At 53.4% G+C, this 21,319-nt stretch carries 19 protein-coding genes; 4 read left to right on the forward strand and 15 right to left on the reverse strand.

The features are described from left to right. Nucleotides 1–58 precede the first annotated feature (58 nt). Nucleotides 59–970 carry an N-acetylglucosamine kinase gene (gene nagK, locus NMC31_RS03480; RefSeq protein WP_253897117.1) on the forward strand — a complete coding sequence of 304 codons (912 nt, stop codon included), beginning with the start codon at nucleotides 59–61 and terminating at the stop codon, nucleotides 968–970. 14 nt (nucleotides 971–984) lie between these two features. Further along, nucleotides 985–1,806 (forward strand): Sir2 family NAD+-dependent deacetylase, encoded by an 822-nt coding sequence (gene cobB / locus NMC31_RS03485; protein WP_149464716.1) that lies wholly within the window; start codon nucleotides 985–987, stop codon nucleotides 1,804–1,806. A gap of 38 nt (nucleotides 1,807–1,844) precedes the next feature. On the opposite strand, the gene bglX is transcribed toward cobB, so the two are convergent. Together bglX and NMC31_RS03495 are read right to left on the reverse strand one after the other, a co-directional pair. Then, on the reverse strand, nucleotides 1,845–4,064 hold the full coding sequence (bglX, locus tag NMC31_RS03490) for a beta-glucosidase BglX (RefSeq protein ID WP_253896979.1): 2,220 nt from the start codon (nucleotides 4,062–4,064) through the stop codon (nucleotides 1,845–1,847). After that, nucleotides 4,064–5,332, reverse strand: a complete 1,269-nt coding sequence (locus tag NMC31_RS03495; RefSeq protein ID WP_253896980.1) for a PTS sugar transporter subunit IIC — start codon at nucleotides 5,330–5,332, stop codon at nucleotides 4,064–4,066. Before NMC31_RS03495 ends, bglX begins: the two co-directional genes overlap by 1 nt. Nucleotides 5,333–5,546: 214 nt before the next feature. On the opposite strand from NMC31_RS03495, the gene NMC31_RS03500 reads away from it, so the two are divergent. Then, nucleotides 5,547–6,260: a GntR family transcriptional regulator gene (locus NMC31_RS03500; protein WP_253896981.1), complete on the forward strand. Its 714-nt coding sequence runs from the start codon at nucleotides 5,547–5,549 to the stop codon at nucleotides 6,258–6,260. A gap of 34 nt (nucleotides 6,261–6,294) precedes the next feature. Here the strand turns inward: NMC31_RS03500 and potD are convergent, their stop codons facing one another. The 4 genes from potD to potA all read right to left on the reverse strand — a co-directional run bounded on the left by potD (nucleotide 6,295) and on the right by potA (nucleotide 10,174). After that, nucleotides 6,295–7,341 (reverse strand): spermidine/putrescine ABC transporter substrate-binding protein PotD, encoded by a 1,047-nt coding sequence (gene potD / locus NMC31_RS03505; RefSeq protein WP_253896982.1) that lies wholly within the window; start codon nucleotides 7,339–7,341, stop codon nucleotides 6,295–6,297. Nucleotides 7,342–7,408: 67 nt separating this feature from the next. After that, nucleotides 7,409–8,200: a spermidine/putrescine ABC transporter permease PotC gene (potC, locus tag NMC31_RS03510; RefSeq protein WP_231827651.1), complete on the reverse strand. Its 792-nt coding sequence runs from the start codon at nucleotides 8,198–8,200 to the stop codon at nucleotides 7,409–7,411. Then, nucleotides 8,197–9,054 carry a spermidine/putrescine ABC transporter permease PotB gene (potB, locus tag NMC31_RS03515; protein WP_149464722.1) on the reverse strand — a complete coding sequence of 286 codons (858 nt, stop codon included), beginning with the start codon at nucleotides 9,052–9,054 and terminating at the stop codon, nucleotides 8,197–8,199. Before potB ends, potC begins: the two co-directional genes overlap by 4 nt. After that, nucleotides 9,038–10,174, reverse strand: a complete 1,137-nt coding sequence (potA, locus tag NMC31_RS03520) for a spermidine/putrescine ABC transporter ATP-binding protein PotA (RefSeq protein WP_149464723.1) — start codon at nucleotides 10,172–10,174, stop codon at nucleotides 9,038–9,040. The genes potB and potA overlap by 17 nt, the downstream gene beginning before the upstream one ends. A 263-nt stretch (nucleotides 10,175–10,437) precedes the next feature. Here potA and pepT point away from each other — a divergent pair, with 263 nt between their 5' ends. Continuing rightward, nucleotides 10,438–11,667 (forward strand): peptidase T, encoded by a 1,230-nt coding sequence (pepT, locus tag NMC31_RS03525; RefSeq protein WP_188016901.1) that lies wholly within the window; start codon nucleotides 10,438–10,440, stop codon nucleotides 11,665–11,667. 129 nt (nucleotides 11,668–11,796) lie between these two features. Here the strand turns inward: pepT and NMC31_RS03530 are convergent, their stop codons facing one another. From NMC31_RS03530 to rluE, 9 genes are all read right to left on the reverse strand, one after another. Next, the gene (locus NMC31_RS03530; RefSeq protein ID WP_149464725.1) at nucleotides 11,797–12,918 is read right to left on the reverse strand and encodes a ribosomal protein uL16 3-hydroxylase; all 1,122 of its coding nucleotides are present in this window, start codon (nucleotides 12,916–12,918) and stop codon (nucleotides 11,797–11,799) included. A 75-nt stretch (nucleotides 12,919–12,993) separates the two neighbouring features. After that, nucleotides 12,994–14,457 (reverse strand): two-component system sensor histidine kinase PhoQ, encoded by a 1,464-nt coding sequence (gene phoQ / locus NMC31_RS03535; protein WP_253896983.1) that lies wholly within the window; start codon nucleotides 14,455–14,457, stop codon nucleotides 12,994–12,996. Continuing rightward, nucleotides 14,454–15,128 (reverse strand): two-component system response regulator PhoP, encoded by a 675-nt coding sequence (gene phoP / locus NMC31_RS03540; RefSeq protein ID WP_015964830.1) that lies wholly within the window; start codon nucleotides 15,126–15,128, stop codon nucleotides 14,454–14,456. Before phoP ends, phoQ begins: the two co-directional genes overlap by 4 nt. Nucleotides 15,129–15,229: 101 nt before the next feature. Continuing rightward, nucleotides 15,230–16,762, reverse strand: a complete 1,533-nt coding sequence (locus NMC31_RS03545) for a cyclic di-3',5'-guanosine monophosphate phosphodiesterase PdeG (protein ID WP_253896984.1) — start codon at nucleotides 16,760–16,762, stop codon at nucleotides 15,230–15,232. A 140-nt stretch (nucleotides 16,763–16,902) separates the two neighbouring features. Further along, a complete protein-coding gene (gene purB, locus NMC31_RS03550; protein WP_149464728.1) occupies nucleotides 16,903–18,273 on the reverse strand; it encodes an adenylosuccinate lyase in 1,371 nt (456 codons plus the stop codon). A gap of 3 nt (nucleotides 18,274–18,276) precedes the next feature. After that, a complete protein-coding gene (gene hflD / locus NMC31_RS03555) occupies nucleotides 18,277–18,918 on the reverse strand; it encodes a high frequency lysogenization protein HflD (protein WP_253896985.1) in 642 nt (213 codons plus the stop codon). A gap of 81 nt (nucleotides 18,919–18,999) precedes the next feature. After that, the gene (mnmA, locus tag NMC31_RS03560) at nucleotides 19,000–20,106 is read right to left on the reverse strand and encodes a tRNA 2-thiouridine(34) synthase MnmA (protein WP_149464730.1); all 1,107 of its coding nucleotides are present in this window, start codon (nucleotides 20,104–20,106) and stop codon (nucleotides 19,000–19,002) included. A gap of 53 nt (nucleotides 20,107–20,159) precedes the next feature. Continuing rightward, nucleotides 20,160–20,621: an NUDIX hydrolase gene (locus NMC31_RS03565; RefSeq protein WP_253896986.1), complete on the reverse strand. Its 462-nt coding sequence runs from the start codon at nucleotides 20,619–20,621 to the stop codon at nucleotides 20,160–20,162. A gap of 12 nt (nucleotides 20,622–20,633) precedes the next feature. Beyond that, on the reverse strand, nucleotides 20,634–21,284 hold the full coding sequence (gene rluE / locus NMC31_RS03570) for a 23S rRNA pseudouridine(2457) synthase RluE (RefSeq protein WP_253896987.1): 651 nt from the start codon (nucleotides 21,282–21,284) through the stop codon (nucleotides 20,634–20,636). Nucleotides 21,285–21,319 lie beyond the last annotated feature (35 nt).

Below are 21,319 nucleotides of genomic sequence, written 5' to 3' on the forward strand. Positions count from 1 at the left end.
TAACGTCCTGACGGTGCAGTTTTGCCGCTGTGCGCGTCAGTAAGAGGAATTTACGATGATGCATTATGGATTTGATATTGGCGGCAGCAAAATTGCACTCGGCGTGTTCGATACGACGCGACAGCTAGTCTGGGAGACGCGTGTCGCCACGCCGAAAGAGAGTTATGAGGCGTTTCTTGACGCTGTTTGCGGGCTGGTGGCGCAAGCCGATGCGCGCTTCAACTGTCAGGGAACGGTGGGAATTGGTATTCCAGGCATGCCGGAAACCGAAGACGGTACGCTGTATGCGGCCAACGTGCCTGCCGCCACGGGTAAACCGCTGCGCGCAGACCTGAGCCGCTTACTGGCGCGCGATGTCCGTCTCGATAACGACGCCAACTGCTTCGCTATCTCAGAAGCGTGGGATGATGAATTCACCCAATACCCGTTGGTGATGGGCTTAATTCTTGGCACCGGCGTCGGTGGCGGCATTGTACAGAACGGCAAATCGATTACCGGCCATCGTTACATTACCGGAGAGTTCGGTCACATCCGCTTGCCGGTGGATGCGTTAGAGGTGGTGGGGCGTGATTTTCCGTTAACGCGCTGCGGCTGCGGGCAACTGGGCTGCATCGAAAATTACCTTTCCGGGCGCGGATTCGCCTGGCTTTATACACATTTTTATCACCAGCAACGCACCTCTCCGGAGATCGTCGCATTGTGGGAGCAGGGCGACGTGCAGGCGCGCGAACACGTTGAGCGCTATCTGGACCTTCTGGCGGTGTGCCTGGGCAATATTTTAACTATCGTGGACCCTGATTTAGTGGTCCTCGGTGGCGGGTTATCAAACTTTTCAGCTATCACAGATGGGCTCGCGCAGCGCCTGCCGCGCCATTTACTCCCCGTCGCCGCCGTACCGCGCATAGAACGCGCGCGACACGGTGATGCGGGAGGAATGCGCGGCGCTGCCTTCCTTCATCTCACAAACTAACACATGGAGTAGATATGCAGTCGCGCCGCTTACATCGATTGAGCCGTTTTCGTCGGAATAAACGTCAGCTGCGCCAGCGTCTGCGCCAGCGGATTTTTTTCACTGACAGGGTGATACCAGAGCATATGGATAAACCAAGAGTTCTTGTGCTAACGGGCGCCGGTATTTCGGCTGAATCAGGTATTCGTACGTTTCGCGCGGCTGATGGACTGTGGGAAGAGCATCGGGTTGAAGATGTCGCTACACCAGAAGGATTTCAGCGCGATCCGGCGCTGGTTCAGGCATTTTATAATGCGCGCCGCAGACAGCTTCAGCAGCCGGAAATCCAGCCGAATGCCGCGCATATCGCGCTGGCCAGGCTGGAAGAGGCGCTGGGCGATAATTTTATGCTGGTGACGCAGAATATCGACAACCTGCATGAGCGTGCAGGCAGCAAAAATGTGCTGCATATGCACGGTGAACTGCTCAAAGTGCGCTGCACACAGAGCGGACAAGTGCTGGACTGGACTGACGATGTGACGCCGGACGATAAATGTCACTGCTGTCAATTCCCGGCGCCGTTGCGCCCGCATATCGTTTGGTTTGGTGAGATGCCGTTTGAGATGGACCACATCTATCTGGCGCTCTCTATGGCCGATATTTTTATCGCCATCGGCACCTCCGGCCACGTCTATCCGGCGGCAGGTTTTGTGCATGAAGCCAAACTGCACGGCGCGAAAACCGTCGAGCTCAACCTCGAACCGAGCCAGGTAGGCAGCGAGTTTGAAGAGAAGTACTACGGTCTGGCGAGTGAAGTGGTGCCCGAGTTCGTCGAGCAACTGCTGCAAAAAATGTAAGTCTTTGCACCCGGTGATGTTTGCCGGGTGCCCGTTTTTCATTCTGCGATGTAGATAAATTCCCCCTCCAGCACGTCTACACTGCTGGTGCCGACAAAAATAGTGAATCTGCCGGGTTCAATAACCTGCTCGCCCTCCGCGTTGTAGAACGCGAGCATCTCCTCTTTCACTTCGAAAATCACCCGTCGCGTTTCGTAACCCTTCAAGGCAATCTGCTGGAAATCCTTCAGCATCATTACCGGACGCGCGACGCTGGCGACACAGTCGTGTAAATAGAGCTGAATCGTCTCGATACCAGTATGCTGCGTCAGATTGCGTACCGTTAGGCCTATCGTCAGCGTCTCGCCAGCGGTAAATTGCGCGGCGAGGGTTAATTCGCTGAGCTCAACGCGATGCCACGAGAGCCCGAAGCCAAACGGGAAGAGCGGCGTGGTGGGGCAATCGAGGTATTTTGAGATAAAGCGTGGGCTGTGATCGGATTTCCCGGCGGGCCTGCCGGTCGAAAGCGCGTTATAGTAAATCGGTACCTGGCCGTTTGCGCGGGGGAAGCTCATAGACAGCCGTCCGACGGGATTGCGCTTGCCGTAAAGCACATCGGCAAGCGCGTGCCCGCCTTCGCTGCCGGGAAACCACGCCTCGATAACGGCATCGACATGCCCCACAACATCACTTAATACCAGCGGGCGACCGTTGAAAAGAATCAGCACCGTTTTCTTCGCCGCCCGCGCGATCGCCTGGATAAACTCCACCTGATGACGCGGCAGATGGATATCGGTGCGGCTTGCGGCTTCACCGCTCTGCATCATATGCTCACCCATAGCCAGCAGCACCACGTCAGCCTCACGCGCGTACTGCAATGCGCGCGCCTGCTCAGTTTGCCGTTGTTCTTCGCTCATGCAGGATTGTGCATCAACCTGTGTGGTCGCGCCAAATTCACCGAGAAAGTCGTAATTAAGCAGCAGATCGCAGCCTTGCGTGGTCAGCAGTTCACCCGGCGCGACCACGTCATCCAGCGCCTGTTTAAGGGTGACGCTGTGGGATGTTTCGCCGTAAACAGCCCACAGGCCGATAATATCCGGGTTATCGGCATAGGGGCCGATCAGGGCGACTTTGGTGCCCGGTTTCAGCGGAAGCAGGGCATTATCGTTTTTTAATAGCACCAGACTGCGGGCGGCGGTTTCCCGCGCCAGCGCCAGGTGATCCGGATGATAAAACCAGGCCCGTTCTTTTTCTTCCGACGCGCCGCGAAATGGGTCGTCAAACAATCCCAGCGTTTCTTTAAGCTGCAGCACGCGCGTCACGGCCTGATCCAGCGCGTCTTCGGATATCACACCTGCTTTAACCAGCGCGGGCAGATGATTGACATAGCAGGGCGATTTCATGTCGATATTGAGCCCGGCGTTAAAGGCCAGTTGGCTGGCATGGCGCTCATCCTCTGCCACACCGTGAGGAATGAGTTCCTTCACGGCAGCATAGTCAGCGATGGTCACGCCGTCAAAATGCCAGCGCTCGCGCAGGAGGGTGTTGAGCAGCCAGCGGTTGGCGGTGGCGGGAATGCCGTCGAGTGTATTGAATGCCGTCATCACCAGCTTGCATCCGGCCTGAACCGCGGCAAGATAGGGCGGGAGATAATCATCGAAAAGCGACTGCCGCGACAGCTCGACGGTATTGTAATCGCGCCCGGCGACAGGCGCGCCATACCCTGCGAAGTGCTTCACGCAGGCTGCCAGCCCCTCACCGTGTTCCAGCTTATGCTGAAAGCCGCGTACACAGGCGCGGACTATCTGACTGTTAAGCAGCGGATCTTCGCCCGTCGACTCCAGACAGCGGCCCCAGCGGGCATCGCGCACCAGGTCAGCCATGGGGGCGAAGGTCACATGACTGCCTGCGCTGACCGCTTCTTTTGCCGCCACCTGACAGCAACGCTCGATCAGCGCGGGCGACCAGCTACAGCCCAGGGCCAGCGGAATGGGGAAAACCGTGCGATAGCCGTAAACGATATCCGCCATAAACAGCAGCGGGATTTTCAGGCGGCTGTTTTGCAGATGCTGTTCCTGAATATGACGCGTCTTTTTCGCGCCAGACACGTTCAATACTGAACCGGCGCACTGAACCTGTTGCTGGCTGATGCCGAGCTTCGCTTTTGGGCCAACGGTAAGTTGAGGTTCATCGACGAAAAACTCACCGGAAAGCTGTACCAGTTGGCCGACTTTCTCCTCCAGCGTCATCTGCGCCAGAAGCGTCGTGATTCTGCTCATCAGTGAGTTTCCTCGGTTTCACGTTTTAACGCCTCTTTTTCCGCCAGCTTAAACCACGGGAACCACAGCAACGGGGAGAGAATCAGCTGTAAAAACAGATGCAGCAGAATAATAGAAGTCGCCCCGCCAATGGAGGCAAAGAAGCCCAACGGCAGGCCGAAAATGGTTTGTGCGCCGACAATCTTCGCGACCAGCCCCATTTTGATCAGCGCCCAGGAAAGGGTTATCGCAATCGCGTTATTGGTAATAAACGGCACCATCAGGTGATAATTCATCACCAGCGGCGTTCCGAAGATAACCGGTTCGGTAATGCCAAAGAGGGCAGGCGTCAGCGCCAGACGACCGACCTGTTTAAATTGTTTACTGCGCGACAGGCACATTAGCAATACCAGCCCCAGCGCCAGGCCGCCCCAGGTGACAATATTAAAGAATGCCAGGCCCAGGACATTAGGTAACTCCTGACCATTCTGCCAGGCAGCGAGGTTTTCGAGGTCCATGGCCAGCCAGATAGGGGTAACCAGCGGCAAAACAACATTGGTGCCGTGAATCCCCAAAAACCAGAAGATTTGCATGATAAGCGTCACCAGCAGGAACGCCAGCAGGCTTCCTCCCAGCCCTTTAAGTGGCTGCTGAATCAGCGTGTAGATACACTGGTGAAAACTGCCCCAGGGCGTGTCCATAAAGGCGCGGTGGATAAGCAGCGCCACCAGACCAACGGTCAGAAACGGCAGTAATCCCTGGAAGACACGGCTAATCATGGGGGGAACGCCTTTCGGCATTTTTATCGTCCAGCCGCGCTGTACCACAAAGATGAACAACCGCCCGACGCCGAGGCCTATCAGCATGCCCGAGAAAACACCTTGCACACCAAGCCAGGTCAGTGGAATGGACGCGATATTTCCCTCTGCGTCCGCCAGCGGTGTGACAATCAAAAAGGCCATTATGGCGGCAATGCCGCAAATGGAACCATCGACGTCGATGTCATAATGACTGACCAGATGGCGTGCCATAAAAAAGGTGACGTATAGCGCCAGTATACCCAGTGTACAGGTGGCAATGCCGCTGAAAACCGGGAGCATCTTTGTCGCGATAAAGAATTGATGCACGCTATCGATGGGGAAAACGATAAGCAACACGCTGATCGAACCGATTAGTGTAATCGCGATAGTCGAAACCATTGATACAGAGATGGTTTGCAGCCAGGGGCTACGACCCAGAGCGGCAATAATGGGATCAAGTTTCTGAAAAGCTTTCTCAAATTTATTCATGGTAAATATATTTAATTGGCCAGGGTTAGCGATATTTTTGAGATTATTTAAGCGAGAAAGTGTTAAGCCCATCAATCTTTAATCACGGCAACCTGTTCTACTCTCAAGGAAAAGATGGACATCTACGATATATTTCAGCCTGAAAAAGAGTAACTAATTGAAATGATTTAAATTAAGATGTCTTATAGTTGTTCCTTTATGGATTAAACAAAAGATGATTTATAAAAATATCGTTCATGCGATTCGGGAATTAATCACCAGCAATAATATGTCTATCGGCGACCCGTTACCTCCTGAATATGAACTGGCGCAGCGCTGGAATGTCTCGCGCAATACCATTCGCAAAGCGCTGGCGGAACTGGTTGCGGAAGGTGTGGTTGAGACGCGAAAAGGGGCGGGAAGCTTTGTGTGCTATAAGAAATTTGTGCCGCAGGTCAATACCTCTATGGGGTTTAGCGAAATCGCGCGCCTGCACGGTAAGCCCTCCACCAGCCGGGTATTGAAGTTTGAAGCGTTACCTGCGACGGAGGACATCGCGGCAAAATTGAAGATTCCGGCCGGCGAGTGGGTTTATCAGGTGAAACGAATACGCTTGATCGACAATATCCCCATGCAGCTGGAAAACACCTGGCTTTCAGTCACGCGGTTCCCCCAGCTAACAATCAGTGATATGAATAAATCAAAGTTTGATTATTTTGAACGTGTGTGTGGCATAACCCTATCAGGATCGTTTGAAACGTTCTCGACCGAGCTGGCAAATCAGGATGTGGCGCGGATATTACATATTAGCGTTAAAGACCCGGTCATACGCATGGAGACGCAGGCGGTAGATATCCACCAAACAATTCTCGACTATTCTATTCTTTATAATAATAGTTATGAATTTAATGTGCAGTATTTTTGGCCAAGACAACTGACGCAGAAATAATTGTGCCGGAGGCATTCTCCGGCACAGTGGCAAATTACCGTCCCGCCTTCAACTTCTGATAATACTCTTCATAAATCGCGCTGGCCGCGCCCACGTCGTTCTGCCATTCGCCTTTGTTGATGGTATCGGCGTCAGGGTAGAGCGATTTATCGTTAGCCACGTCCGGGCTCAGCAGCTTACGTGCCGCGAGGTTTGGCGTTGGGTAGCCGATGGTTTCCGCTACCTGTTTTGCCACTTCCGGGCGCAGCAGGAAGTTGATGAGCTTGAGCGCGCCTTCCTTGTTTTTGGCATTTGCTGGAATCGAGAGGCTATCCATCCAGAAAATTCCGCCTTCTTTTGGCCAGACAACCTCAAGCGGCGTACCGTTCTGACGCGCGACCCACGCTGAACCGTTCCACACCATCCCCAGGTTGACTTCGCCTTCCATATACGGGTTGGCCGGGTTATCCGAGTTAAATGCGGCCACGTTCGGCATCAGTTTTTTCAGCTCATTGTAAGCGGCTTCAATCTCTTTCGGGTTGGTGGTATTACCGGAATAACCCAGCTTGCGCAGCGCCATCTGGAACACTTCGCGCGCATCGTCGGTTAGCAGCAGGCTGTTCTTATATTCCGGCTTCCACAGATCGGCCCAGCTGGTGATGCTTTTTGGATCAATACTGTCGCTGTTCACGCCGATAGCGGTCGCACCCCAGATATAGGGGATGGAGTAATCATTGTTCGGGTCGAACGGTTTATTGAGCATTTCCGGATCGAGATTGCCAAAGTTGGTTAACGTCGTTTTATCGATCTTCTGGATCATACCCTCTTTGCGCATTTTATCGACGTAATAGGTGGAAGGCACCACCAGGTCATAAGCGCCGTCTTTGTAGGTTTTGAGCTTAGCGTACATGGTTTCATTCGATTCATAGGTCGAATAGATAACCTTGATGCCCGTCTCTTTGGTGAACTGTTCTAACAGCCCCGGCGGAACATATTCCGTCCAGTTGTAGAAGTAGAGTGTTTTGGTGTCATCAGCGTGAGCGGCGCTCATTCCCAGTGCTAAAGCACCCGCTGCGAGCAGGTGGCGTGACCATTTTTTCATTTAACGTCCCCTGATTGAGCCCCGAAAGGCTGCTGTGTTGATTGGCCTGAATTCAGGCCAATGCCCATTATGCCTGGCGCGCCAGACCTTTCGTTTTATCGCGTGCAATAAGCTGGCTGGCGATGACCAGTACCAGTGACAGCACCAGCAAAATCGTTGCCAGCGCATTCACTTCCGGTGAAACGCCGACTTTAACCATTGAGTAAATTTTTAACGGTAAAATCTCATAGCCCGGCCCGGTAACAAATGAGGAGACGACCACATCATCCATCGAGAGCGTAAAGCTCAACAGCCAACCGGCGGCCACCGCAGGCATCGCCAGCGGCAGTATGATTTTTCGTAAAATAGTGAGCTCGCTGGCACCCAAATCTTTTGCCGCTTCCAGCATCCGAACATCAAACCCTTTCAGGCGCGAGTAAACGGTCACCACCACAAACGGCAGGCAGAAGGTGATATGCGAGAACAACAGCGACCAGAAGCCGAGCTGGATCCCCAGCAGCATAAACAGCACCAGTAGCGAGATGGCCATCACGATGTCCGGCGACATCATCACCACGAACAACATGCCGCTGACAAACGGTTTGCCGCGAAAACGGTAGCGATAGAGCGCCACCGCCGTCAGCGAACCAATCAGCGTGGCGAAGGTTGCCGAGAAAATAGCCATCGTCAGCGAGTGCTGTGCAGCCTGGAGCAAGCTGTCGTTGTTCATCAGCAGGCTATACCAGTTGGTGGTAAAACCCTGCCAGTTAATCCCGAAACGCGAGCTGTTAAAGGAGTTCACGATCAAAATAATAATCGGGATGTAGAGATAAGCGTATATGGCGGTCATAAAACCGCCGCGCAGCAGTTTACCGATCATTCCAGCTCCACCTTTTTGTTCAGCAGACGCGAGGCGCGCCAGTAAACCAGCAGCATCAGACCCATCACTATTGTCAATGTAATGCTGGTGGCTGCGCCGAACGGCCAGTCGCGAATATTGAGGAACTGGCTCTTAATGACGTTACCAATGAGCAGGTTTTTCGCACCACCCATCAGGTCAGAGACGTAGAACAGCCCCATCGCCGGCAGCATGACCAGCAGACAACCCGCGATAATTCCCGGCATTGTCAACGGAATGATAATGCGGATGAACGTTTGCAGCTTATTGGCCCCCAGATCCTTCGCCGCTTCCAGCAAAGGTTTATCGAGTTTTTCGATGCTGGAGTAGAGCGGCATCACCATAAACGGCAGCAGGATATAGACCAGGCCAATGATGACCGCGCTCGGCGTGAACATGATGCGAATCGGCGTGTCGATAACGCCCAGCCACAGCAAAAACTCGTTCAGATAGCCTTTGGTACTGAGGAAAATTTTCAGCCCGTAGATACGAATCAACGAGTTCGTCCAGAAGGGGACAATCAGCAGAAACAGCAGCAGCGGGCGCACCTTGTGCGGCAGCTTTGCCAGAAACCAGGCGAAGGGGTAGCCCAGCACCAGGCAGGCGAGCGTAGCAATGAGCGCCATGTTCAACGAGTGCAGTAGCACCTCGAAGTAAAGCGGATCGAGCAGGCGCGCGTAGTTATCCAGCGTAAAGACCATTTTGACGAAACTGGCGTCATCGCGGGTCAGAAAGCTGGTACCGATGATCATCAGGTTGGGCAGAAAGACAAATAACACAAGCCAACCGACGATTGTGGCAATCACCACATTCTGGAACTTACTTGTGTTCTTCATCAGCCAGTACGACCTCCCAGCTTTCTACCCAGTTGATCGCCATTTTTTGATCGAGCGAATGGTCGAAGTCCGGGTCATCTTCATTAAAGAATTCGCTGACCAGCACCATCTTGCCATTTTCCAGCTCGACGACGGACTCCAGCGTCATGCCCTTATAGTTGCGCTCACGCACGTAGCCAATCAAACCTTCAATGTGATCGTTGTGATTGATTTCATCCACACGCAGATCTTCCGGGCGTAGCAGGACATTCAGTTTCTGGCCGGGGGTGACCGGGAAATTGACGTCAATATTGCACTCGCGGCCCTCAACATTAGCGCGTACCCGACGTTCATCAAGACGCTCGATCACGGTCGCGTCGAAGATATTGATCTCGCCTATAAAACTGGCGACAAACAGGTTTTTCGGCTCTTCGTAAATTTCACGCGGGGTACCATCCTGCTCAATACGCCCGTCGCGCATTACCACGATGCGGTCCGACATGGTGAGCGCTTCTTCCTGATCGTGGGTGACAAAGACAAAGGTAATACCCAGCTTTCGCTGCAACGCTTTGAGTTCGTTTTGCATCTGCTTTCGCAGCTTGTAGTCGAGCGCAGAGAGTGATTCATCCAGCAATAGCAGGCTCGGTTTATTGACCACCGCACGGGCAATCGCCACGCGCTGCTGTTGGCCGCCGGAGAGCTGATGTGGCTTGCGCTCAGCGAACTCTTCCAGCTGCACCATACGCAGCGCATCGGTTACGCGAGGGGGAATTTGATCGGCAGGGGTTTTCTGCATGCGCAGACCAAATGCCACGTTTTCGAAGACGGACATGTGCGGAAAAAGCGCATAACTCTGGAAAACGGTGTTAACGTGGCGATCTTCGGCCGGAACGTTAGTAATATCCTGATTTTCCAGATGAATCGTTCCAGAGTCTACATTTTCCAGACCCGCGATAAGACGAAGGACGGTTGTTTTACCGCAGCCAGAGGGCCCAAGCAGCGTAAGGAACTCGCCGTTATTGATGGTGAGGTTCAGATCGGAGATGACCGTTTTACCATCGAAACCTTTGCGAATTCCCGCCAATTGCACCAGCGGTGAAAGCGAACGCGATTGTGTATTCAATTTTTTACTCTGTCCCATTCAGACGCACCGGATGGCTTACCGATGCGGGGTTTGTGGTTAACCACCTTTAGACGTATAGAGGCCTGACACATATTAAGGCCTGGCATTCTACGGCAATCGTGTTAAATCGCCAATCCTCTATGCATACAGATGAGCTATCTTTAAGCCTGTAAATGATTTAGCGAAAAAAAATGGGCTTTGCCGGGGTAAAAGTGACCTGACGCAATATTTGTGTTTTCTCGCTTATTGATAATGTTGTCACAAAAAGTGAGGGTGACTGCATGGATAAATTACTTGAGCGTTTTTTACAGTATGTTTCTCTGGACACGCAATCTAAGCCCGGCGTGCGTCAGGTGCCGAGTACAGAGGGGCAGTGGAAACTGTTGCATCTGCTCAAAGAACAGCTTGAAGCAATGGGGCTGGTGAATGTCACTCTGAGCGAAAAAGGCACCGTGATGGGCACGTTGCCTGCGAATATCGACGGCGATATTCCAGCGGTAGGCTTTATTTCACACGTCGATACCGCACCCGATTTCAGCGGTAAAAACGTCAATCCACAGATCGTGGAAAACTATCGCGGCGGCGATATTGCGCTGGGTATCGGCGATGAAGTGCTTTCGCCGGTGATGTTCCCGGTGCTGCATCAACTGCTGGGCCAGACGCTTATCACCACTGACGGCAAAACGCTGCTCGGCGCGGATGATAAAGCGGGTATTGCGGAAATCATGACCGCGCTGGCGGTACTGAAAGAGAAAAACATTCCTCACGGTGATATCCGTGTGGCGTTTACGCCCGACGAAGAAGTGGGCAAGGGCGCAAAACACTTTGATGTGGAAGCCTTTGATGCCCGCTGGGCTTATACCGTTGATGGCGGCGGTGTGGGTGAGCTGGAGTATGAAAACTTCAATGCGGCATCGGTGATTATCAAGATCGTCGGCAACAATGTGCATCCGGGCACTGCGAAAGGGGTGATGGTCAATGCATTGTCGCTGGCCGCGCGCATTCATGCGGAAGTACCCGCAGATGAGAGCCCGGAAAAAACAGACGGTTATGAAGGTTTCTATCATCTCAACACGATGAAAGGTTCCGTTGATCGCGCGGAAATGCACTACATCATTCGCGATTTTGACCGTAAGCAGTTCGAAGCGCGGAAACGCAAAATGATGGAGATCGCCAAGAAGGTCGGCAAAGGGCTGCATCCGGATTGCTACATTGAGCTGATCATTGAAGACAGCTATTACAATATGCGCGAGAAGGTGATGGAGCATCCGCACATCATTGATATCGCTCAGCAGGCGATGCGTGATTGCAATATCGAGCCGGATCTCAAACCGATTCGCGGCGGTACCGACGGCGCACAGCTCTCCTTTATGGGGCTGCCATGTCCGAACCTCTTCACCGGCGGCTACAACTATCACGGTAAACACGAGTTTGTGACGCTGGAAGGGATGGAAAAAGCGGTGCAGGTGATTGTGCGTATCGCGGAGCTGACGGCGAAGCGGGCGGGGTAATTCTTCCCCTCACCCTAACCCTCTCCCGCAGGGAGAGGGGACCGATTGAGCACATAGTTACGTCTAATGCAGGTTTTCTCCCTCTCCCTCTCCCTGAGGGAGAGGGCCGGGGTGAGTGAGGGGCCTCACTCACCCTTCAAAAAACCAGTACCCGCTGTTTACCAGCGCGGCCAGCATCGCGAGGAAGGACGGGTCTTCCAGCGCGTCGCCGAAATGTTCGCTTTCCAGCACCATATTTCCTGCCAGCGCATTCAGTGCCGGACGATGAGGCGAGTCGATTTTTTCGCCGTTAACGAAAACATCGTCGCCGATTTTCAGTACGCGTAACCCACCCAGACGCGCCAGTTTATCCCCCTGCTGGAGCGCATCGTAGATTTCATCTGGCTGATACGGCGGCTCTGGCGGCGCGACGTCCAGCTCGTGGCGTGACTGGCTGATAAACTCACCGAGCCATTGCTGGAACTGCTCTGGCTGATTCATTAACCCCTGCATCATGTCACGCAGACGGTCGACTTCCTGCGGCAAAATATCCGCCGGATGCGCGCGCGCAGGTACGTCCGGATCGGTATAACGCTGGCTGCCCAGTTCGCGTTGCAGGATGTAATCGGCAAAACCGCTAAACAGTTCACGGCCACTTGGCGCGCGGAAACCCACGGAGTAATTCAGCGAGTTTTCCAGCGAATAACCCTCGTGCGGGAAACCTGGCGGGATGTACAGAATATCGCCGGGCTCGAGTTCTTCATCAATGATGCCTTCGAAAGGGTCTACCTGGAGTAGATCAGGGTGCGGACAGTGCTGTTTCATCGGCACTTTCTCGCCCACGCGCCAGCGACGGCGACCCGTCCCCTGTATGATAAAGACATCGTACTGATCGAGATGCGGGCCAACGCCGCCGCCCGGTACGGAGAAGGAAATCATCAAGTCGTCAATACGCCAGTCGGGCAGGGCGCGGAAGGGACGCATCAACGCCGCGGAGGGCTCGTGCCAGTGATCGACCGCCTGAACCAGCAACGACCAGTTGGTTTCGTCGAGGTGATCGTAGCTTTCAAATGGCCCGTGGCTGACCTGCCATTTTCCGTCAAGATGACTCACCAGCCGGCTGTCGACTTCGTTTTCCATCGCCAGGCCTGCCAGCTCATCCGGTGAAATAGGGTCGACAAAGTTAGCAAACCCGCGTTTGAGGACCACCGGGCGTTTCTGCCAGTAGCGTTCGATAAAGTCGGGCCAGTTGAGCGTTAAGTGATAATCCATATGAGTATGTCCGCAGCAGGTGTTTTCTCGGATTATACACGTAATCCGGCAACCTGCCTGCTGCGCAAACCGGATTTAGCCGACGTGGTGCTCCAGGTTCTGGCGACCAAAAACCACGTCCATTTTTGCCCCGCCCAGCAGGCTGTCGGCGGTGATGATTTGCCCGTCATATTGCTCGACGATATCACGCGCGACGGAGAGCCCGACGCCCTGGCCTGGCCTGAGTGTATCGGCGCGCTGGCCGCGATCGAACACCAGATCCCGTTTACCCTGCGGAATGCCCGGACCATCATCTTCAACAATCACGTGTAGCTGGTTTTCGGCCTGATGCGCGGACACTTCCACGAATTCGAGGCAGTATTTGCAGGCGTTATCCAGCACGTTGCCCATCACTTCCATAAAGTCGTTTTTCTCGCCGACAAAGCTAATTTCGGGTGAAATGTCGAGGCTAATGCTCACGCCCTTACGTTGATAGACCTTATTCAACGCGGAAATTAAACTATCCAGCGTGGGCGCGACCGGATGAAGCTCGCGGCTCAACAGGGTATTGTCGGTACGCATGCTGGCGCGGTTGAGGTAATAGCCAATCTGCTGAGAGATGCGACTGATTTGCTCAAGCATGATGGGCTCGGCTTCGCTGACGCTGATTTTTTCACTGCGCAATGAGCGTAGCGAACTTTGCAGCACCGCCAGCGGCGTTTTCAGGCTGTGCGTGAGATCGGTAAGCGTGGTGCGATATTTATCATAACGCTCCCGTTCGCTTTTCAGCAGGCGATTCAGGTTACGCACCAGGCCGGTCAGTTCGCGGGTCGTTTCCGGGTTTAACGCTTCGCGGTTATGTTCTTCAAGCTCGCGCACCTCGCGCGTCAACGCCGCCAGCGGGCGCAGGCTCCAGTGTGCCGCCACCCACAACAGCGGAACCACCAGCAGCAGGTTGGCCGCCAGCACGTAGATAAACCAGCTCCACACCATATAAGAGCGTTTAAGCTCGATAGGGATCGTGTCAATCACTACGATCACCAACGCGGGCATCATCTTTGTTGCCGGGTAGCTGTTGACGGCAACAGAGTGCGTCATCTCTGAGTCATCATCTTCTTTACGGATTTCACTCAGTTGTTCCTGTGCTTCATGGTTATCGGTCAGCAAGGCGCTGGAGGCGTTGATATCCGCTTCTATCTCATGAAAGCCGTTACCGCGCAGCCAATCCTTCTGTATACGGTTTTTCAGCCAGGGAATATCTTTCTGCTGCCAAAGCAGATTGCCTTTGTTGTCATAGATGATGGCCATCGTCGGGCTTTGACGGATGAGATTATCGGGCATATCGACGGTTAACTTTCCGTCTTCCCATTTGGAAAAGGTGTAGAACAGATTGCTTTCGCCGCGCAGCAGACGAAAAGTGGTTTTGTCGAAGCTGACGCTGTAGCCCACCAGGGCGACCATACCGTAAGCAAGAGAAAGCACCATTACCACGGCTGCGGTCGCCAGCAAGAAGCGAACCCGCAGCGAGAGGGGCAGCATATGCCGCAATAGCTTATTCATCCGCGCAGTTCGAACAGATAGCCCTGGCCACGGACGGTGTTGATCACATCATGGGGATATTGCGCCTGTATTTTCTTGCGCAGGCGACCCATCAGCACGTCTATAGTGTGACTCTCGCGCAGTTCGGCGTCGGGATAAAGCTGAAGCATCAGAGAATCTTTGCTTACCACTTTGCCGTTATTGCGGATCAGCGTTTCAATAATGGTGTATTCGAACGCCGTCAGCTTGATCACTTCGTCGTTGATCGACAATTCGCGGCGTGAGAGATCCACCTGGAACGGTGGCAGGGAGATCACCTGCGAAGCATGGCCGCTATTACGGCGCATCAGCGCCTGCATGCGCGCAGCCACTTCTTCAATATGGAACGGTTTGGTGACGTAGTCATCAGCCCCGGCACTCAGCACCTCGACTTTATCCTGCCAGCCTTCGCGGGCAGTCAGTACCAGAACCGGTAACGAGATATCGTGACTGCGCCAACGGCGAATCAGAGAAAGGCCGTCTTCATCCGGCAAGCCGAGGTCGACAATGGCAATATCCGGCAGATGCTCGCCGAGATAGTAATCTGCTTCCTTTGCGTCTTCCGCCGCATCAACCTGATGACCCAGCTCCTGAAGCTGAACCTTCAGATGGTGACGTAACAGGGCGTTATCCTCTACCACGAGTACGCGCATGTTTTTTCTCCATATCATAATTGAAGCTAATAGTTTAACCCTGGCTGGTTATACTAAAACTAAACACCGGACAGTAAAAGAATTTGTCCTGTTCTGTTCCTTTACGTTTCAATATAGCGCTCAATTTTCTCTTTTGGTTTTGACAGCAGTATTTTTACCAGCTCGACAAACTTAACGGGCTTGTAGAAATAGTAACCTTGCAGCAGGCTGATGTTATTGCGATTGAGGTAGTTGAGCTGCGTTTGCGTTTCGACACCTTCAGCGACAATCGTTAAAGAGAGTTTCCGCGCAAGGTCAAGGACGCAGTCGAGCAATTTTGTTGAATCCTCATCTTCGTTCACCCGACCGACAAAACTCTGATCGATTTTAATGTAATCGATGTTCAGATCGTGCAGATAAGAGAGCCCGGAATAACCGGTGCCGAAATCGTCCAGTGCAATCGCAAAACCATTCGCGTGCAGCGTGTTGAGGTTACTGATGAGTTGTTCATCCACGTGCAGCGGTTCGCGCTCGGTGACTTCCAGCACCAGCGTCAACTTTTTATTCACAAAACCCGCCTGGTATTTCAGGCAATCCTCAACGAAAGACGCCGCATTGATGTGTGCGGCGCTGAAATTAATACCGACGTGAAAGCCTTCCGGCAATTTGCTGCTGATGGCATTCATATGCGTCACAACCTGCCACATGAGCGACTGCGTAAGCGGAATGATTAATCCGGATTTCTCCGCCAGTGGGATAAAAGCCGCAGGGGATATAAACCCGGCGTCAGGATGTTTCCAGCGGGCAAGGACTTCGATACCCCGTATCGAGTTATCTCGTCCATCCATCACCGGTTGGTAATAGGGGATAATTTCACCGTTGTTTATCGCGCGTTTCAGGGCATCCGCCGGGGTAATCGTTTTATTAAAATATTTATTGAGAGACCAGCCAGCAGTACAGGACATCAGCAGAACGAAAATGAGGACGCCAGCGCCCTGACGAAAAATACGTTTCAGGCTGAAGAAGGCAGGGGACGTGTACTGGACAGAAAAGGGATACATTTTGGCATCAATAATGTCTTCGCGATGGTTCTGACGCCCCACCTCGCGCACATCGCCATCCTGACCCAGTGAATATCGGCCGACAATCATCCGGAGTTGTGCATTTTTTCCGGTGCTGTTTAGCGCATCATGAATATGGGAGTCGCTGATGGTCACTAAAATGACCCCATCTGATATATCGGCGCGGTAAACGAGAGCTGGATGCTGATGGACATTATCTTTAGCACGAACCAGCGTTAATGGCGTATCAGGGAGGGACGCTGGGTTGGTTAACAAAAGACGGTTACCGGGCAGGGAGGTGCACCATGCTTTACCTTCTTTCAGGATGAGAATCGTTCTGAGGTGTGGGCTGAGTACTGCCGTCGTTCCCAGTTGATATTGCCCTTCAACGGTGCAGCCCGATGCAGCAATGGCCATGGCTGTTTTACTGGCGGTCTTAGCCTCATCAAGAATCTGGTTAATATTTTCGACGGCCTGGGTAGCGCCAGCGACATTGTCAATTTTGGCGGAATACCAAAGTTGTACATTCAGAATGAATATCCCGGCAATAAACGTCAGCACCGCGGCAATCGGCGGAATGATAGCCCTGAGCATGTGCATCTCCTGATGAGCGGCGTTATCGCTGACAGTGTGTGTTACTCAGGAGTATAGAAGATGAGAGGGGCGTCTTGTGGTCGTGAGGAAAGGAATAATCAGGGGAATCTCCCTCCCCACTCAGGGGAGGGAGTCAGCCATTATTTCAGGTCATCGACCATCTGAATTGCGCGGCCAATATAGTTGGCTGGCGTCATTGCCTTCAGGCGAGTCTTTTCGTCTTCCGGCAGGGCCAAACCGTCGATAAACTGTTTCATGCCTTCGGCATCAACGCGTTTGCCGCGTGTCAGTTCTTTCAGTTTTTCGTACGGTTTTTCAATGCCATAACGACGCATAACGGTTTGGATAGGCTCTGCCAGCACTTCCCAGTTGTGATCGAGTTCGTCCAGCAGACGGTCACGATTCACTTCCAGTTTGCTCACGCCTTTCAGGGTTGACTGGTAGGCAATCAGCGCATAGCCAATACCCACGCCCAGGTTACGCAGGACGGTGGAGTCCGTCAGGTCACGCTGCCAGCGGGACACCGGCAGTTTGCTCGCCAGGTGCTGAAGCACGGCGTTTGACAGGCCCAGGTTGCCTTCGGAGTTTTCAAAGTCAATGGGGTTAACTTTGTGCGGCATGGTGGACGAACCAATTTCACCGGCGATGGTTTTTTGCTTGAAGTGGTTCAGGGCGATGTAGCCCCACACATCACGGTCAAAGTCGATCAGGATAGTGTTGAAGCGCGCCATGCAATCAAACAGTTCGGCGATATAGTCATGTGGCTCGATCTGAGTGGTGTACGGGTTCCACTGAATACCCAGAGAAGTGACAAACTCTTCGCTGAACTGATGCCAGTCGACTTCCGGATACGCGACGATATGGGCGTTATAGTTGCCGACCGCGCCGTTGATTTTACCCAGAATTTCAACCTGGTTAAGCTGGCGATACTGACGCTCCATACGGTAAGCCACGTTAGCCATCTCTTTACCGATGGTGGACGGGGTTGCCGGCTGGCCGTGCGTACGCGACAGCAGCGGGATGTCGCGGTACTGTACCGCTAAATCTTTAATGCCGTCGATAAGCTTGCGCCAGTAAGGCAGGATCACTTCATCACGCGCGGTTTTCAGCATCAGTGCGTGAGACAGGTTGTTAATATCTTCAGAAGTACAGGCGAAGTGAATGAACTCAGAAACCGCATGCAGTTCCGGCACATTTGCCACTTTTTCTTTCAGGAAATACTCAACCGCTTTCACATCATGGTTAGTGGTGCGCTCAATGGTTTTGATGCGCGCGGCATCTTCTTCATTGAAGTCGGTAACGATTTTATCGAGGAAACCGTTTGCGTCTGCGGCAAAAGCAGGAACTTCCTTGATCGCTGCCTGCGCAGCCAGCTTTTGCAGCCAGCGCACTTCAACTTGCACACGGAATTTCAGCAAACCGAATTCGCTGAAAATGCCGCGCAGCGCGCTGACTTTATCGCCGTAGCGGCCGTCGACAGGGGAAACGGCGGTCAGTGAGGATAATTCCATAGATCATAACTCCGGGGTTAAATGAGCAAGAATTTGTTTTGCCTGAGTGGTCAGGCGATTACGGGAAAACATGAGCTGCAAGCGTCCGCCACCAACCTGGTGCCAGAGAACGGCAGCACGAATGCCAGCAAGCAGCGAGGCGCGGACTTTTGCCTGCACCTGTGGGCTTTGCAGCACAGCAGGGGAGCCGGTAACCTGAATACGTGGCCCAAGCGGGCTGATAACATCGACATAGATACCGGCCATCGCGCTCAGCAGGGTTTCAGACTGTAAATCGAAGTGGTCAAGCTGGCGCTGCAGGCCCGCGATACGGTCGCCGAGCGTATCCATCGCGCCTTTTGCGGAGGCCAGTTTACGTTCGAGCACCATTAAACTCAGCGTATAGCGGGTGAGCTCGGCGTTGAGCCCCTGGCGACTGCTGGCATTCAGTACGCCTAACAGCGTTTCCAGGCCGAGACGAAGATTTGCTTCACTGCCACCGAACACGCCCAGGGTTGAGTCCGGGTTCAGGTCGATAACGCTGTTCAGCGACACATGCAGCGCGTCGCTATCGCAGTGGCCCTGATGGGCCAGTTGTTGCACCAGGCTGGCGGACTGGCAGATACCCGCCAGCGCCAGGGTGATGTCATAGTAGTTCTTCGCCACGCTAACTCCTTGTTGATTCCCCGCGCTTGAGCGCGGCCAGGGCGTCTGGTGCCCCGGCGTTGGGGAGACGACTGCTGTTAATTATGCCGGCAGCGGTATGCGCTGTTCGATTACGCCGCCGCCAAGGCATACTTCACCGCTGTAGAACACGGCGGACTGGCCCGGCGTGACTGCGGCAACGGGCTCATCAAAACGCACTTCAATGCGCTCTTCATCCAGCGCGACGACGGTGCAGGGAATATCTGTCTGGCGGTAACGTGTCTTAACCGTACAGCGGAACGTACCCTGAACAGGTTCGCGATCGACCCAATGCAATTGCTGGGCAATTAAGCCAACGGACATCAGGCGCGGATGGTCGTGGCCCTGCGCAACGACCAGAATATTGTTTTCGACATCTTTATCGACAACGTACCACGGATCTTCCGACCCTTCTTTAGTACCGCCGATGCCGAGGCCTTTACGCTGACCCAGGGTGTGATACATCAGCCCCTGGTGTTCACCAATCTCTTCACCGTCAACGGTGACGATTTTGCCTGGCTGGGCAGGCAGGTAGCGACCTAAAAACTCGCGGAATTTTCGCTCGCCGATAAAACAGATACCGGTGGAATCTTTTTTCTTCGCGGTGATGAGATCCAGCTCTTCGGCGATTTTACGCACCTGCGGTTTTTCCAGCTCACCAACCGGGAAGAGGCTTTGGGCAATCTGTTCGTGGCCGAGGGTGTAAAGGAAGTAGCTCTGATCTTTGTTGCCATCCAGCCCGCGCAGTAACTGGCTTTTGCCGTTGACATCTTTACGGCGCACATAGTGGCCGGTGGCGATGTAATCAGCACCTAAATCTTCTGCGGCGAATTCGAGGAAGGCTTTGAATTTGATCTCTTTGTTGCACAGGATATCCGGGTTTGGCGTGCGACCCGCTTTGTACTCCTCCAGGAAGAGTTCAAAAACGTTATCCCAGTATTCAGCGGCAAAGTTAACGGTGTGCAGCTCAATGCCGAGCTTATCGCAGACCGCTTGCGCATCGGCAAGGTCGGCGGCGGCAGTACAATATTCCTCGCCGTCGTCTTCCTCCCAGTTCTTCATGAACAGGCCCTCAACCTTATAACCTTGTTGTTGCAACAGGTAGGCTGAGACGGAGGAATCAACACCGCCGGACATGCCGACGATCACTTTTTTCTGACTTTCTGACATTGGAATACTCACGACATTGAACTTCAAGGCGGCATATTCTAGCACGCAGCCCCTTACTTGACACCCTCTGTAAACGGCCAGTTAAATGCGCCGATAAGCGAAAGAGGATAACGCTCGCCGCTCTGGTAGCTATGAATGCTTTCCGCGACCAGCTTTGAACGCAGATTCGCTGCGTTAAGAATTTCCTCAGCACTGACCCACAGGCAGCGATCAATATCGCTGTCGTGCGGTTGTGTCGGACAAATATCGTCCAGCTCTATCAAAAACAGAAAGCGCAAAAAGGGCGTTTTGTCAGGCGCTATCCACTGATGCATACGGATAAAGTGCTGCGGCGTAGCGCGAATACCGGTTTCTTCCCACAATTCGCGCTCGGCAGCCTGCACTAACGTTTCGTCGGCTTCAAGGTGCCCCGCGGGTTGATTCCACAATGCTTTACCGTTGATGGTCTCTTCTACAACCAGAAATTTGTCTTTAGCATGCACAATGCAGGCAACGGTGACATGAGGTTTAAACATGTACTCTCCTTTTTATTCGGCGTCACGCCATTCGCCGTTTGCCAGCCCATCCAGACGATAGTCGCCCATCGCATAGCGAATCAGACGCAAAGTAGGGTGGCCGACGTGCGCCGTCATGCGGCGTACCTGACGGTTGCGGCCTTCGTACAGCGTGACTTTCAGCCAGGTGGTGGGGATCGACTTACGCTCACGTATCGGCGGATTTCGCGGCCACAACCATTCGGGCTCATTCACCACTTCAATACCCGCGGGCAATGTTGGGCCATCGTTGAGCGTCACGCCCGTGCGCAGCGCCGTCAACGATACCTCGCTCGGATCGCCTTCTACCTGCACATAGTAAATTTTTCCGGTGCGCTTGCCCGGTTGCGTCAGTCGCGCCTGCAACACACCGTCATTGGTCAGCACTAAAAGGCCTTCGCTGTCGCGATCGAGACGTCCGGCGGCGTATACGCCCTGCACCGGAATAAAATCTTTCAGCGTGCTGCGGCCCGCTTCGTCAGTAAATTGCGGCAAAACATCGTAGGGTTTATTGAACAGAACTACGCGTTTTGGCTGGTTATCTTTACGTTGTTTGGCAGCTTGTTTGGTGCTGAATCGCTTAACCGGGTGATTTCTAAAAGAAGTTTTCTGCATGGTATTTTCAGATGTTATGTATTCGCGCATTATAGCCTAATAACGAGTGTCTTTCATGGCGCCGA

Source organism: Pseudocitrobacter vendiensis (assembly GCF_943590815.1).
GTDB lineage: Bacteria > Pseudomonadota > Gammaproteobacteria > Enterobacterales > Enterobacteriaceae > Pseudocitrobacter > Pseudocitrobacter vendiensis.